The sequence below is a fragment of the Desulfosarcina variabilis str. Montpellier genome, assembly GCF_048565275.1.
GTDB classification, from domain to species: Bacteria; Desulfobacterota; Desulfobacteria; order Desulfobacterales; family Desulfosarcinaceae; genus Desulfosarcina; species Desulfosarcina variabilis.
Genome location: NZ_CP159846.1, coordinates 329717 through 343968, shown reverse-complemented (window position 1 = coordinate 343968; position 14252 = coordinate 329717). Strand labels below are relative to the sequence as shown.

Here is a 14252-nt window from a genome sequence, read left to right as displayed (position 1 = left end):
ACGTTATTTTACCATTGTAAGCTACAATTGTTATATTGAAATTACATAGAATTTTTTGTTGTAGTCCTATAATACAGTCTTTTCAATAAAAAGCCCGGAGGAATATAAAGTAGTCAATTTCTACCTATTTACGGCTTATTTTAAAGCGGAAGATCAGATTACAGATAATTTGAGAGTACCCCAAGAAATTTGGAGCTGTCAAATTCTTTGATTACATACCAGTATCTTCAACCACGACCTTTTCCAGATATATATCGCTGTTGATCTGGATCATAAAAAATAAGTGTAATAGCCGTAATAGCCGGGACGGTGATGAAATTATGCGTTTCTTGTGTTCAGGATGTTATCGGTGGAAATGCCGAAATGCTCGCTTACTAAACAATCTTTCGCTCAAAAACATAGAATCCCAACGATCCGAAGAGCTTCGCCTACGATCCAAGTAAAAACTGCCAAACCCGGTTAGTGAGGCACCATATCCTGATTTAAAGGTTTCATAAAGAGTATCAGTTACTCCATCTAACCAACGGCTTGCTGTCTCTTCATTAGCATCCATTTTTAAGGCAAGTTCTTTAACGATCTCTTTTTTTGATCTTGAATTATACCCTTGTTCCACCAAAAAAAGCTGCCGGTTCAAGCCAAAGGTCTGCTCGTCGGTGCCTTTTGAGACCAGTGTATAAAAACAGGATCGCCGCTCATGCGGCCTGAGGATTCGCCCCAGCCGCTGGGCCTCTTCCTGACGAGATCCGTATGTACCGGACATTTGGATCATCACGTTGGCATCGGGCAGGTCGATGGCGAAATTAGCGACCTTGGAAACGATCAGAATACGAAGGGCGCCGGATTTGAATTCGTCGTAGAGCTGTTCTCTCTTCTCGTGTTTGGTTTTGCCGGTGATCAGGGGATAGCCCAACGCCTTTGAAATCGCTTCCAATTGAGAAATATACTGCCCGATGATCAAGATATTGTCATCGGCGTGGTTGTCGATCAGTTCCCGGGTGAGCTCGATTTTCATCGGGTTTTCCGCCGCAACACGAAAACGCTGCCGTTTGGAGGCCCGGGCATAGCGGATTTCTTCCTTGCGGGAAAGTGGTATGCGATACTCGGTACAGATGGCTTCGGCGATGAATCCCCGGTTTTCGAGGGTTTTCCAGGGCACATCGTAGCGCTTGGGGCCGATCAGAGCAAACACATCATCTTCCTTACCATCCTCGCGTACCAGTGTGGCGGTCAGGCCCATGCGCCGCTTGGCCTGGATCCCGGTCGTGGCACGAAAAACGGGCGCCGGCAGCATATGCACCTCGTCGTAAATGATCAGGCCCCAGTTGTTGTGATTGAAGATTCCCAGGTTTTGCATGGGCGCGGTTTTGTTTCGGCGATGGGTCAGCATCTGATACGTTGTTATGGTGTCGGGTTTGATCGTCTTTTGCAGGCCGGTATATTCGCCGATCAAATCTTCGGTCAGGCTCGTTTTGGACAACAATTCGTCGCGCCATTGATGGACCGACACGTTATTGGTGGTGATGGTTAGGGTGTGGCCGGAAATCCTGGCCGCGGTCCCGATGCCGATAATCGTTTTGCCGGACCCGCATGGAAGTACGATGATACCGCTGCCCCCCGTGGATCGGCCGCCCTGGTAAAAGGTGTCGACGGCGTCCTGCTGATAATCACGCAGCGCAAAGGCAGTGCCGTCCAGATCGACATCCCGAAGCGCAATATCCAGGGCCTCCCCGGACACATAGCCGCAAATATCCTTGACCGGATAGCCGGCCTTGATCAGGGCCTGTTTCAGATTGCCCCGCTGGCTGCTTTCGATCAGCCATCCGTCATCGGTTGATATTACAAAATAGTCTTCAACGGTGGGATCCTGTCCGATCCGCCGCAATACCGTTTTGTCCAGTACACGCAGGCGCAGATGAGATTTTGACGCCTTTTCAAGAATCAGCCGGCCGTAAAGGCCATGCCACTCCTTGATATCCGCAAACACATTGGCCGGCGGTTCATACCGGGAAAAGCGGTGGATGCCGTCCGCGATGTCGGCAAAGGAGATATCCAGCGCGGCGGCATTCCACAGGGACAACGGCGTCACCCGGTAGGTATGAATGAATTCAGGCGATTTTACCAGCTCAGCAAACAAGGCTAAAAAATCCCGGCATTCGGCATATTGGGGGTGGGCGGTTTCAAGCATGAACGTGTGATCGCTCTGAACAATCAACGGGCCGGTGCCCAAGGCAGCTTGCGTCATCCCTGATCCTTTGAAATTTTAATGCGATAGGTTTTCTTCAACGTCTTCATCACGCTGTCCACCTGTTTTTTTTGCTCGGCAGTATAGGTAACGGTTTTGCGCTGCTTATCGATTTCAACAATGCATCTATCCTTTAAAAGCGCCTTGGCAAAAACATCCAAGGACGCTTTATCCTGGAAAAACAGGGTAATGAAATTTTTTTGGGTAATTTTGATCAGCTCTTTTTGGGTCGTTTGCCTTGCTTTCTTTATCTTTTGGGTGAATACCGATTTCACCCCTTGGGGAGGCGCCTGCAATGCCTTTGCTTGATGGGTGATCAGGACAGGAATGTGCTGGGCCGCTTCAAGCTCGGCAAACAAGTCATCGGGCGATCGGACCAGGCGAAGATCGGCCGCCAGGCTTTCCAATTCATAATCCTTTGTAAAGGCGGGAAGTTTTTTGCCCTCGATCAGCCCGCAGCCCTCATACAAGACAAACGTTTCACTATGGCCGGCCCATTCATCCAGTTCCGTGGCGATATTGGCCGGCAAGGCAAGCGCGGACAACCCTTCGAGGACGGTTTTTACATCCGTGGCTTGATCGTCCGCCATGTAATGGACGGCTTTCAACCGGTTTAATTTGAAAATACAAATTTTGTCCGTGGAAATGAGATCCGCAAACGGATCGAGCCTGGCGATCATGCCGGCCGGATAACTTGGCGATTCCACGTGGATTTCATGATTGGGATGCACCGTGACGCGCGGTTCGGGGATTAAGCCGCTCCTGAATTGCAAAAAATAGTCATTGATTTTAAAGGCTTTGATGCTTCCCAAGGAAGGCTTTATTCCGGGCTGGGTGGATGTCCCATAGGCCAGGTCGACATACCCCAGAGTCAGGGGGATATTCTCTAAAAAGCGTTCCACGAACCGGCCTTCCACCCGTTCGAACGCATCCCGTTTTTTTTCCGGAATATCTATGCGTTTATACGAATCCTGTTTGGTTTCCTCAAAATTACAGTAGCGGCCGCGCCGTCTTTCTGATCGGTAAGTGAATTTGGGAGCCAGGGGAATCAGAAAATAGGGATGCTTTTTTTTGAGAAAATCAATCAAGGATGCGGTGTCGTACCAAACCCCCGGCTGGCAGGCGGCCAGACAATCGAAAAGAAATGTTCTGGCTTTGTCGAATTTAAGACCGGGTACAACCCCGGTGGCGCATCCCCATGAATAAAAAGGATTCAGCCGTCCACAAATCGATCGCGCGAACCATTCGTTATTGTCGACCGAGTAGTTGCCCACAAGATAATCGAAAATACGTTGCTCCTGCTGCTGCATGGATGAGGACAAAAATTTTTGGTAGGCCTTTTCATTGAATTCGATATAATTATCGACAAAAGAAGGCGAACTGCTGGTATAGCCCAGGTACTCACCCTGGGTGTCATAACGGGTAAACCCCAATCCCAAAGCCAGTTCCTCGATAAAATCCAGCCAATCCGATTCGCCCTGTTCATCGATATCCTTCAGGGCCTCGGTATCGGAAAGCTGCTTGGCAATGCGCCTGGCATCTGCTTTGGGTATTAACGTTTGATCTCGCGGCTTTGGATGTAATCGAGATAGACGTGCAGATCCTTGCGCACGTCGAATTCACAGCCATATATGTCCCATGATCCGACATCGGTCGGTTTCAACGCCTTGGACAAATTCTTTATTTTAGGCATGGCTTCAGCCTTTCAGCAGGAGTGATCAACGGTTTTCACGGCAAATCCATTTTGGATCACAAGGGCCTCCACCTGGTGTCGGACCGATTCCGGGAAGGCGATGAAATCGCCGGGCAAGAAGATGACCCGTCCATCCTTGAAGGTCTTTTCCAGGCTGACTTTCAGGCCGATGTTCTTCACCTTGGCAATCAATACATTGCGGTGCATGAGGTGTTGGCCCCATCGCTCGGAAACGGTAGAAAACGCATCCGAGAAGGCATCGGATGATTGGGCCAGCCATTTTGTCAGGCAGTCTTCCCGGAATTCATTGAACCGTCGCCCCATGCGAACGATATCCGGAGACGCGGTCAACACGCCGTCCGTGATCCGAAATTGTGAAATTCGGGATATCGCCTCCAGGCCATGCAAAGGGATGGTTTCAAGATTGACTTGAATGCCGCCGGCGCCATCGGCGGATAAAAAATCTTGGTAATTGGCTGCGTCCACCCTGCCGTTAAGCGGTGGGGCGGGCCGATAACAGGTTTTGCCGTCTTTTTTCTGCCGAACAAGGCAGGCCTTTTTCCAGCCATGTTGGAAAATGGGCTGTGCTTTTAATTTCTGACGCTGCCGGCAGAAGACCTGAAAAATCGGTTGCATCTCCTCGGGCTCGATCCATTCATCCGGCCCAAGCGTGGAAAAGGCATAATCCATGGCAGCCATGGGAGTATAAAAACCATCTTTGGCATGCGTTTCAGTAAGCAGGTTCGGCACACAACAAGCGCCCCATGCCTGGCGTTTCCAGATTCGCAAAGTGTCGGTTTTAAATTCAGCCCCCCCCAGCATAAGTACACCGTTTTTCAGGCTCCAGGCGAACGGATCGGTATCATCCGTGACAAGCAATTGGGTCAATTGATTGAGCTTGGCCCGAATGAACGGCGCATTGAACTCACCATCCCCGGGCAATACTGCAGGCTTTGAAAAAAGAGGCGGCAACGATGCGTGAAATGGGGTCGGAAAGCCAAATACCTGGCGCTCCAGTTTGGTCTTCATATCCAGACGGGATGGATCGGTGGAAAAGACCAAAATGCCTTTGCGGACCAACTGCATTTTAACCTGTTTGAACAGATCGCCGTATTTTTGGTTGAAGGTGTCGTAACGGCTGGCGCGCTTGGCTCTCAGCCGATCGAACATGTCGATCCCCACCGGCTTTTTCCAGCATTTCAAAAAATGGAGCATGATGAGCGCCTTGCGATTAAGGCTGGCAAAAGCCGATTGCAGCCCCATATCGGAAAGCAGCAGACTTTCAAAAAGCGCGGGCGACCGCGTATCGGAAAGGGAAAAGCCCCTTGAATTACAGATCGCTTTGATATCGGCGGCAGCCAATTCCGAACTACACATTTTTTCTGCAATTTCAGATATTTTCATCAAAATTCACCTGACGCTTGGCATAAAATTCTTTTTTGAACGCATCAAACGTTCCGGCAACAATCGCCTTGCGCATGGCCTTGACCAGGTTCACATAGTAGTAAACGTTGTGGATGGTATTGAGCCGGTAGGCCAGAATTTCGCGGGCCGTATATAAATGGCGCAAGTAGGCCAGGCTATAATGGCGACAGGTGTAGCAGTCACATGTGGGATCCACCGGTCCCTCATCTTCCCGGAAGCGGGCATTGCAGATATTGATCGTGCCCTGGGCGGTAAAAAGCTGGCCGTTGCGGGCATTGCGTGTAGGCATGACGCAGTCGAACATATCGGCGCCCAGCCCCACCAGTTCCACCAGATCCTCGGGGGTGCCCACCCCCATGATGTAACGCGGCCGATTCGTGGGCAGCAGCGGCAGGGTATGGGCAGCCATCTCCATCATCAGTTCCTTGGGCTCACCCACGCTCAATCCGCCGATGGCGTAGCCGGGAAAATCAAGATTGGTGATTTCTTCTGCCGAACGCTGGCGCAGATCCTTGAACATGCCGCCCTGGACAATGCCGAACAGACTGTTTTGCTGCTCGGTGCGCTCTTCCCAGAAGGTTTTGCAGCGCTTCGCCCACCGGGTGGTCAGTTCAAGCGCATCAACGGCCTGTTCATGGGTCGCCGGGTGTTCGAGGCACTGGTCGAGGCACATGATAATGTCCGAATTAAGGTGGATCTGCACCTCGATGGATTTTTCCGGGGACAGCATATGCCGTGAGCCATCGATGTGGGACTGAAACCGGTATCCCTCCTCGGTCAGTTTGCGCAGCTTGGCCAGGGAAAACACCTGAAACCCGCCGCTGTCGGTCAGAATCGGATGATCCCAGTGCATGAAACGATGCAGCCCACCAAACCGGCCGATGATATCCGTGCCGGGCCGCAAGTAAAGATGATAGGTGTTGCCCAGGATGATCTGGGCACCGGCCTCCTCCAGGTCTTCCGGGGTCAGGGCCTTGACCGTGGCCTGGGTGCCGACGGGCATGAAGACGGGAGTTTGGATTTGGCCATGTACTGTATTTAGAGTACCGGAACGAGCCGAGGAATCATTACATTTTTTTTGGAGTTCAAATATGCCCATAGTGTTAAGTGTAAAGTTTTAAGTGTTAAGGAAAGGATGGTTATCGATTTATTATTGCTTTGACCGAATCAACCCTTGAAGCATGTTGGAAATTTCTTTGACTTCTGAAATCAACAGCGAAGCCTTATCTTCTGGAATGATGGCACCTAATTTTGAAGCAATATATAGTTGTGTTCTTAATTCTGCAGCTGAGCCCTTGGCAATATTCAGGAATCGGATAAACTCGGCGTTTGATCCGCGTTCTGCACCCTCGGCGATATTGCTGGCAATGGATATAGCAGATCGACTCATCTGGTCCTTTAAAGTGTATTCCCTGGAATCCCTCATCAACGAACAAATTTCAACGGCCAGTCTACAAGCCCGTTTCCAAACCTCCAAATCCTCGAATGACACATAAGCCACATCAACCCCCTAAAATTGATAGAATACATCAACTTAACCACTTAACACTTAAAACTTAACACTTTCCTATTCAATCAACATCGCATCCCCATAACTAAAAAACCGATACTGCTTCTGCACTGCCTGGGCATAGGCCTGTAACATTGTTTCGCGGCCGGCGAAGGCGGACACCAGCATGAGCAGGGTGGAGCGCGGCAGATGAAAGTTGGTCAGCATGGCATCGACCAGTTTGAACGTGTATCCGGGGTAGATAAAAAGATCGCAATTACCGCTGCCTGGACTGACCATGCCGTTGTCCCGGGCCGCATATTCAAGGGTCCGCACACTGGTGGTCCCCACGGCGACCACCCGCCGACCTTGGGATTTGGCCTGGTTGACAATCCGGGCGGTGTCTTCGGCAATGGAAAACCACTCCTCATGCATGCGATGCTCGCGGATATCGTCCACCCGCACGGGCACAAAGGTACCATAGCCCACATGCAAGGTTATGGTGACAACCGTAACACCTTTTTCACGGATGCGCGCTAAAATCGCATCGGTAAAATGCAGGCCGGCGGTGGGAGCGGCAATGGCACCTTGCCGGTTGGCATAAACGGTTTGATAGCGGGTTTTGTCGGCCGGGTCCGGCTGGGCGGCATCGCGCTTGATATAAGGCGGCAGGGGCATCTGGCCGATACGCCCGATGGCCTCGGCAAGGGTCACCGGCCCTTCAAAGTGCACCGTGTAAATCCCGTCGGCAAACGCATCAACCACGGCCACAAGTCCCTGGTCAAAGAAAATGCGCGTGCCGGGAGCAGCCTGTTTGGAAGCCTTGATCAGGCAGTGGTAGAAACGTTGTTCTGCATCGGGCTGCCGGCCATAATCGAGAATCAGCAGTTCGGCCTTGCCGCCGGTTGCCTTGCGGCCGTGCAGGCGCCCGGGCACGACACGGGTGTCATTGACCACCAGCACGTCGGAAGGGGCCAGCAAATCAACTATGTCCGGAAACCGGCGGTGGGACAGTGTGCCCTCCCGGCGGCTGAGATGAAGCAGTCGGGACCCATCCCGGTCATCCGCGGGCACCTGGGCAATCAGGTCCTCCGGCAATAAATAATCATAATCGTCGAGCGTGTACATGGTACTGGTTTCTGTTTTCAAATAAAATCAACATTTGGCGTTCTCGTAAAAAGACGAAAAATCCAAATCACACCGGGTTATCGTTGCGGCACTATATTCACCTTCCGGCCAAGGTTCAAGTCCTGTGATCCTTCAACCCCTCATGAAAACGAATTTGGTTTTACGGCTAACCGCTAATTGCTAAAAGCGTCAGGCTGTTTTGCCGCGGCCCCGCTGCCCAGAACCACATGCCCATTAAGAGAGTAACATTGTTATCAGGGATTTAGCCAAATCATGTAAAATGGAATTCATAGATTTTTCACAATTCATTAATTTTTGCTTGACAGAAGAACAAAGGACGTTTTATTACAGCAAACCATAACATTGTTACTCTTTCATGTGAAAATGACCCGCTCAAACAAATTATTCTAATAGATTCAGATATATAAATAGCTCCATTAAAAGTAACATCATTATTCACAGAATCAAAACAAAAGATCTACCGAAGCTACCAAACTAAAATAACACAGTAATTACAGTTAGTAATATAAATTTGTTAACTGTTTACACAATCGGATTGGATCAACCATAACAATGTTTACACCGCTTAAACCAGATGTTTACCAACGGCTCGAAGTAGCCGTTCTCGATATATTTTCCCATTCCGACTTCCATAAAGCCAACATCCGCGACGTGGCCAACCGGGCCGGCGTCAGCTTTTCAACTATTTACAAACACTACGGCTCCAAGGAACGTCTGGTTTTTGCGTTTGTGGATGTCTGGCTGGGTAAGCTGACCGAGCGCATCTACGACCATCTGCAGGGCATCGAGGATCTCAAAGAAAAAATGCGCAAGGTGCTCTGGCTGCAATTGGATTATTACGAGCGTAACCAGGGGTTGGCACGCATCATTTTCATGACCCTGCCCATGAAGACCTGGATGGCCGACGAGACCTTCAAGCAAAAAAAGATGATCAACATGTACCTGGAGGTCATGCGCAACGGCCAGAAAGAGGGCATCCTGAACCCCAACGTGCGGGCCGGCGTGCTGCTTGATTTCATGCTGGGAACCGTACAGCGGGCCTTTACCATGTGGATTTCTAGAGGGCAACAAGGACGCCTGACCGATCAGGCCACAACGCTTTTTGAAATGATCTGGCGCGCCATCACCAATCCTCAACCAAAGGAAGGCGGGTCGCCGGACCGCAATGGCGGATAAATCGTGAAGAAAAATGGCGTTTATCGGGGGGCCGGTAAAGCCATGCGTATCGATGAATCGTTTTAGCAAAGGAGCACAACATGTCAGAACATCCCGATCTGCAAAAATGGAAAGATTTGGCCACCAAGCAACTCCGGGGAAAACCCTTGGAGGGTCTTGACTGGGATACCCCTGAAGGCATTCAGGTAAGACCTCTTTATACAGCCGAAGATGTGGCAGGCTTGCCCCACGTCAACACCATGCCCGGTTTTGCTCCCTATGTCCGTGGCCCGATGGCGACCATGTATGCCGGACGCCCCTGGACCATTCGTCAGTATGCGGGCTTCTCCACCGCTAAAGAGTCCAATGCATTTTATCGCCGCAATCTGGCCGCCGGCCAGAAAGGCCTGTCCGTGGCCTTTGACCTGGCCACCCACCGGGGTTACGATTCGGATCATCCCCGGGTCATGGGCGATGTGGGTAAAGCCGGCGTGGCCATCGACTCCATCGAAGACATGAAGATCCTCTTCGATCAAATCCCGCTGGATAAAATGAGCGTTTCCATGACCATGAACGGTGCCGTACTGCCCATCATGGCCGGATATATCGTGGCCGCCGAAGAGCAAGGGGTCAAGCAGGAACAGCTCAGCGGCACCATCCAGAACGACATTCTCAAAGAGTACTTGACGCGTAACACCTATATCTATCCGCCCGAGCCGTCCATGCGTATTGTTTCGGACATCATCGCCTATTGCTCGGAAAACATGCCCAAATTCAACACTGTCAGTATCAGCGGCTACCATATGATGGAAGCCGGGGCCAACAGCGTGCTGCAGACCGCCTTTACCCTGGCTGACGGCCTGGAATACGTGCGGGCGGCATTGAATGCCGGGCTGAAGATCGATGCCTTTGCCCCGCGCCTGTCCTTTTTCTTTGGTGTGGGCATGAACTTTTTCATGGAAATCGCCATGCTGCGGGCCGCCCGCTTTTTGTGGAACGACCTGCTCAAACCGTTCAACCCGACCAATCCCAAGTCTTCCATGCTGCGCACCCACGTGCAGACCTCGGGCTGGAGCCTTACCGAACAGGATCCGTACAACAATATTATCCGTACCACCTTGGAAGCCCTGGCCGCAGCCCTGGGCGGTACCCAGAGCCTGCACACCAACTCCTTTGACGAAGCCGTGGGCCTGCCCACTGACTTTTCGGCACGCATCGCCCGCAACACCCAGATCATCATCCAGGAAGAATCCCAGGTGTGCCATGTGGTCGATCCGCTGGGAGGCTCCTATTATATTGAGGCGCTCACCGACGGCATCATCAAAGAAGCACGCAAAATCATCAATGAGGTCGAAGCGCTGGGCGGCATGGCCAAAGCCATTGAAACCGGCATGCCCAAGATGCGCATCGAAGAGTCGGCAGCCCGCAAGCAGGCCCGCATTGACCAGGGGCTGGATGTGATCGTGGGTGTCAACAAATACAAAGTCGATCAAGATATGCCCATGGACGTCCTGGAAGTCTCCGAAAAGGTACGTGACGAACAGGTTGGGATGCTCAAAAAAATCAAAGCCGAGCGTGACGACGCCAAGGTCAGAAACGCACTAGGCGGTGTCACCGAAGCAGCTGAAAAAGGCGGCAACCTGCTGGCCGCCAGCATCGAGGCCATCCGCGCCCGAGCCACCGTGGGTGAAGTATCTGATGCCATGGAAAAGGTGTTCGGCCGGTTCGTGGCCACCACCCAGTGCATCTCCGGCGTCTACGCCTCCGAATATTCCGACAGCGCCGTGATCGACGCCATTCGTAAACGCACCGATGATTTTATGGCCAAGGAAGGCCGCCGGCCACGTATCCTGTTGACCAAGATGGGACAGGACGGCCATGACCGGGGCGTTAAAGTCGTAGCCACGGCGTTTGCCGACTTGGGCTTTGACGTTGATATCAGCCCCATGTTCCAGACACCGGAAGAAGCCGCCAAGATGGCTGTTGAAAACGACGTCCATCTGGTAGGCGCCTCCAGCCTGGCCGCTGGCCACAAGGCCCTGGTGCCTCAACTGATCAAGGCCTTGAAGGATATCGGTGGCGACGACATCATGGTCATCGTCGGTGGCGTGATTCCGCCCGGCGACTATGATTTCTTGTACAACGCCGGTGCCGTGGGCGTGTTTGGCCCCGGAACCTCAATCACCGACTCCGCCAATAAGGTGCTCAACGCACTGGAGGGCCGCAAGGCAGCATAGACGTTCTATCCAATCCTATCCAATCCTTCCGGCCTGCGGATGAAGGGCATGAAGGCCGGAGGGAATTGGAGGATAACCACTTAACCAATAATATCCTGGACGCATTCAAGGGAGTTGCGAATCATCCATGGTTAATCAAGATCCTGAATATTATATCGACGGTGTCCGATCCGGCAACCGCCGTATTCTGGCCAAAACCATTACCATGATTGAAAGTGCCCATCCCACGCACCGCCAACTGGGACGCAGTGTGGTGGACAGCCTGCTGCCGGACGCCGGCAAGGCCGTCCGCCTGGGCATCACCGGTGTTCCCGGGGTCGGTAAAAGCACGTTCATCGAAAGTTTTGGCATGATGCTGGTGGAGCGTGGACATAACGTCGCCGTTCTGGCCGTCGACCCATCCAGCACCCGCAGCGGTGGCAGCATCATGGCCGATAAAACCCGCATGGAACGTCTGGCAACGGCACCGGCGGCCTTTATCCGGCCCTCTCCTTCCAGCGGTACCTTAGGCGGTGTGGGCCGTATGACCCGGGAAACCATGTTGGTATGTGAAGCCGCCGGCTTCGACGTGGTGATCGTTGAAACCGTGGGGGTGGGCCAATCTGAAACCACAGTGGCCTCAATGGTGGACTTTTTCCTGGTCCTGATGCTGGCCGGTGCCGGTGACGAGCTCCAGGGCATTAAAAAAGGGGTATTGGAACTGGCCGATGCGCTGGCCATCAACAAAGCCGACGGCGACAACGTGGAAAAGGCGGAAAAAGCCCGCCGATCTTACGAAATGGCCCTTCACCTGCTTAATCCGGCAACCCCCACCTGGTCACCACCGGTGCTGACCTGCAGCGCCCTGAACCTGGTGGGGATCGATCACATCTGGTCGACGGTCAAGGAGTACCGACAGCGTCTGTCGGCCACCGGCGAATTGGACGAAAAGCGCCGCCGCCAAGCCTTGGCGTGGATGTGGTCCCGGATCGAAGATGGACTCAGAGAGCGCTTTTACAGCCATCCGCAGGTCAGTGCTCGCCTGCGGGATATCGAAGCTTCTGTTCAACGGGGAGAACTGTCTCCCACTGTAGGCGCCGAGTCCCTTCTTTTTTTACTTGACAACAACCGTTGAGTCTAGAAGGGTAACATCTTTCGTAAGTTGACGAGCGCAGACCACAAAGGCGCTCAACAAATCGTTATCATAAACTAAATTCAATTTACAGACTGCTGGCCGATGGCTTATTTTTCCTTCTGGGCAGTTAGTCAAAAAGTTCTGCACTTTATGGTGAAAGGAATGTGACATGGGTATTGTGGAGGAAAAAATCAAGGATCTCAAGGCACGTGAAGCGCGCATGCTTGAGATGGGCGGGAAAAAGCTGGTCGCCAAACATAAGGAAAAAGGCAAGCTCACCGCCCGGGAACGGTTGGATACGCTGTTCGACGAGGGAACCTTCCGGGAGATCGACATGTTCGTCAAGCATCGCTGTGTGAACTTCGGCATGGACGATGTGGACATCCCCTCTGACGGCGTCATCACCGGCCACGGCCTGGTGGACGGCCGCCCGGCATTCGCCTATGCCCAGGACTTTACCTCGCGGGCAGGCAGTCTGGGAGAAATGCAGGCCAAAAAAATCTGCAAGGTCATGGACATGGCCCTTAAAGCCGGCGTTCCGTTTGTGGGCCTCAATGACTCGGGCGGTGCCCGGATTCAGGAAGGTGTGGACGCATTGTCCGGCTACGGGCAGATTTTTTTCCGCAATTCGGTGGCCTCGGGTGTGATCCCGCAGATTTCGGCCATTATGGGCCCCACGGCCGGCGGTGCGGTCTATTCTCCGGCCATGACCGATTTTATCTTCATGGTCAAAAACACCAGCTACATGTTCATCACCGGCCCCGAGGTGATCAAATCGGTCACCGGCGAGGAGATCGATTTCGAAAGCCTGGGCGGCGCCATGGCCCACAACGAAAAAAGCGGTGTGGCCCAGTTCGCCTGCGAGAACGATGCGGATGCCATCGAGCAGATCAAGATTCTGCTCTCCTTTCTGCCGGCCAACAACATGGAAGAGCCGCCGGTGGTGGACACGGGCGATGATCCCTTGCGCATCGACGATGCCCTCAACAAGATTATCCCGGACAGCCCCAACCAGTCCTACGACATGCGCGAGGTCATCACCTCGATCGTGGACAACGGCGAATTCTTCGAACCGCACAAGCATTTCGCCACCAACATCCTGACCATCTTTGCCCGGCTGAACGGTCGCAGCATCGGCATCATCGCCAACCAGCCCACGGTCATGGCCGGATGCCTGGATATCAATGCATCGGACAAGGCCACGCGTTTCATCCGCTTCTGCGACGCATTCAACATTCCTTTGCTCACCATCGCCGACGTGCCCGGCTACCTGCCCGGCAGCCAGCAGGAATGGGGCGGCATCATCCGTCACGGCGCCAAGCTGCTGTGGTGCTACAGCGAAGCCACGGTGCCCAAAATGCTGCTGGTCACCCGCAAGGATTACGGCGGATCTTATCTGGCCATGTGCTCCAAGGACCTGGGCGCAGACTATGCCATGGCCTGGCCCACAGCTGAAATCGCCGTCATGGGCGCCTCCGGTGCAGCCAACATCATCCATCGTAAGGAAATCAAAGGGGCCGCCGATCCCAAGGCCAAACGGGCTGAGAAGATCGCTGAATACGAAGATCTCTTCTCCAATCCCTATTGTGCTGCCGAACGCGGCTACATCGATGCGGTTATCGAACCGGCCGAGACCCGGCCGAGACTCATCGAAGCCCTGGAGATCATGTGCAGCAAGCGTGAACTGCGGCCACCCAAAAAACATGGCAACATCCCGACCTAATCGGGTCCTGACCATTAACCAAACC

The 14252-nt window shown here is 52.8% G+C and carries 11 protein-coding genes; 4 read left to right on the top strand and 7 right to left on the bottom strand.

The genetic code is table 11. The features are described from left to right. Positions 1-343: 343 nt before the first annotated feature. The 7 genes from Dvar_RS01570 to queA all read right to left on the bottom strand — a co-directional run bounded on the left by Dvar_RS01570 (position 344) and on the right by queA (position 7998). Complete coding sequence (locus Dvar_RS01570; protein WP_419659973.1) at positions 344-2242, bottom strand: DNA repair helicase XPB; 1899 nt, start codon at positions 2240-2242, stop codon at positions 344-346. Beyond that, a complete protein-coding gene (locus tag Dvar_RS01565; RefSeq protein WP_419659972.1) occupies positions 2239-3681 on the bottom strand; it encodes a hypothetical protein in 1443 nt (480 codons plus the stop codon). Before Dvar_RS01565 ends, Dvar_RS01570 begins: the two co-directional genes overlap by 4 nt. A 113-nt stretch (positions 3682-3794) precedes the next feature. Then, complete coding sequence (locus tag Dvar_RS01560) at positions 3795-3935, bottom strand: hypothetical protein (protein ID WP_419659971.1); 141 nt, start codon at positions 3933-3935, stop codon at positions 3795-3797. Between the two features lie 12 nt (positions 3936-3947). Continuing rightward, positions 3948-5339, bottom strand: a complete 1392-nt coding sequence (locus Dvar_RS01555) for a hypothetical protein (RefSeq protein ID WP_419659970.1) — start codon at positions 5337-5339, stop codon at positions 3948-3950. Then, positions 5326-6459 carry a tRNA guanosine(34) transglycosylase Tgt gene (tgt, locus tag Dvar_RS01550; RefSeq protein ID WP_419659969.1) on the bottom strand — a complete coding sequence of 378 codons (1134 nt, stop codon included), beginning with the start codon at positions 6457-6459 and terminating at the stop codon, positions 5326-5328. Before tgt ends, Dvar_RS01555 begins: the two co-directional genes overlap by 14 nt. Before the next feature lie 51 nt (positions 6460-6510). After that, complete coding sequence (locus Dvar_RS01545; RefSeq protein ID WP_419659968.1) at positions 6511-6861, bottom strand: four helix bundle protein; 351 nt, start codon at positions 6859-6861, stop codon at positions 6511-6513. A 66-nt stretch (positions 6862-6927) separates the two neighbouring features. Beyond that, positions 6928-7998, bottom strand: coding sequence for a tRNA preQ1(34) S-adenosylmethionine ribosyltransferase-isomerase QueA (gene queA, locus Dvar_RS01540; RefSeq protein ID WP_419659967.1), 1071 nt, complete (start codon positions 7996-7998; stop codon positions 6928-6930). A gap of 552 nt (positions 7999-8550) precedes the next feature. On the opposite strand from queA, the gene Dvar_RS01535 reads away from it, so the two are divergent. The 4 genes from Dvar_RS01535 to Dvar_RS01520 all read left to right on the top strand — a co-directional run bounded on the left by Dvar_RS01535 (position 8551) and on the right by Dvar_RS01520 (position 14227). Further along, positions 8551-9174 (top strand): TetR/AcrR family transcriptional regulator, encoded by a 624-nt coding sequence (locus tag Dvar_RS01535; RefSeq protein WP_419659966.1) that lies wholly within the window; start codon positions 8551-8553, stop codon positions 9172-9174. Positions 9175-9254: 80 nt separating this feature from the next. Further along, positions 9255-11390: a methylmalonyl-CoA mutase gene (scpA, locus tag Dvar_RS01530; protein WP_419659965.1), complete on the top strand. Its 2136-nt coding sequence runs from the start codon at positions 9255-9257 to the stop codon at positions 11388-11390. 127 nt (positions 11391-11517) lie between these two features. Beyond that, the gene (meaB, locus tag Dvar_RS01525; protein WP_419659964.1) at positions 11518-12504 is read left to right on the top strand and encodes a methylmalonyl Co-A mutase-associated GTPase MeaB; all 987 of its coding nucleotides are present in this window, start codon (positions 11518-11520) and stop codon (positions 12502-12504) included. Between the two features lie 169 nt (positions 12505-12673). After that, the gene (locus Dvar_RS01520; protein WP_419659963.1) at positions 12674-14227 is read left to right on the top strand and encodes an acyl-CoA carboxylase subunit beta; all 1554 of its coding nucleotides are present in this window, start codon (positions 12674-12676) and stop codon (positions 14225-14227) included. Positions 14228-14252 lie beyond the last annotated feature (25 nt).

Excerpts from the sequence above, each read along its gene's own strand:
- scpA (WP_419659965.1), top strand. The coding sequence starts at position 9,255 with ATGTCAGAACATCCCGATCTGCAAAAATGGAAAGATTTGGCCACCAAG.
- Dvar_RS01535 (WP_419659966.1), top strand. The coding sequence starts at position 8,551 with ATGTTTACACCGCTTAAACCAGATGTTTACCAACGGCTCGAAGTAGCC.
- tgt (WP_419659969.1), bottom strand. The coding sequence starts at position 6,459 with ATGGGCATATTTGAACTCCAAAAAAAATGTAATGATTCCTCGGCTCGT.
- Dvar_RS01560 (WP_419659971.1), bottom strand. The coding sequence starts at position 3,935 with ATGCCTAAAATAAAGAATTTGTCCAAGGCGTTGAAACCGACCGATGTC.
- Dvar_RS01570 (WP_419659973.1), bottom strand. The coding sequence starts at position 2,242 with ATGACGCAAGCTGCCTTGGGCACCGGCCCGTTGATTGTTCAGAGCGAT.
- Dvar_RS01555 (WP_419659970.1), bottom strand. The coding sequence starts at position 5,339 with ATGAAAATATCTGAAATTGCAGAAAAAATGTGTAGTTCGGAATTGGCT.
- Dvar_RS01520 (WP_419659963.1), top strand. The coding sequence starts at position 12,674 with ATGGGTATTGTGGAGGAAAAAATCAAGGATCTCAAGGCACGTGAAGCG.
- meaB (WP_419659964.1), top strand. The coding sequence starts at position 11,518 with ATGGTTAATCAAGATCCTGAATATTATATCGACGGTGTCCGATCCGGC.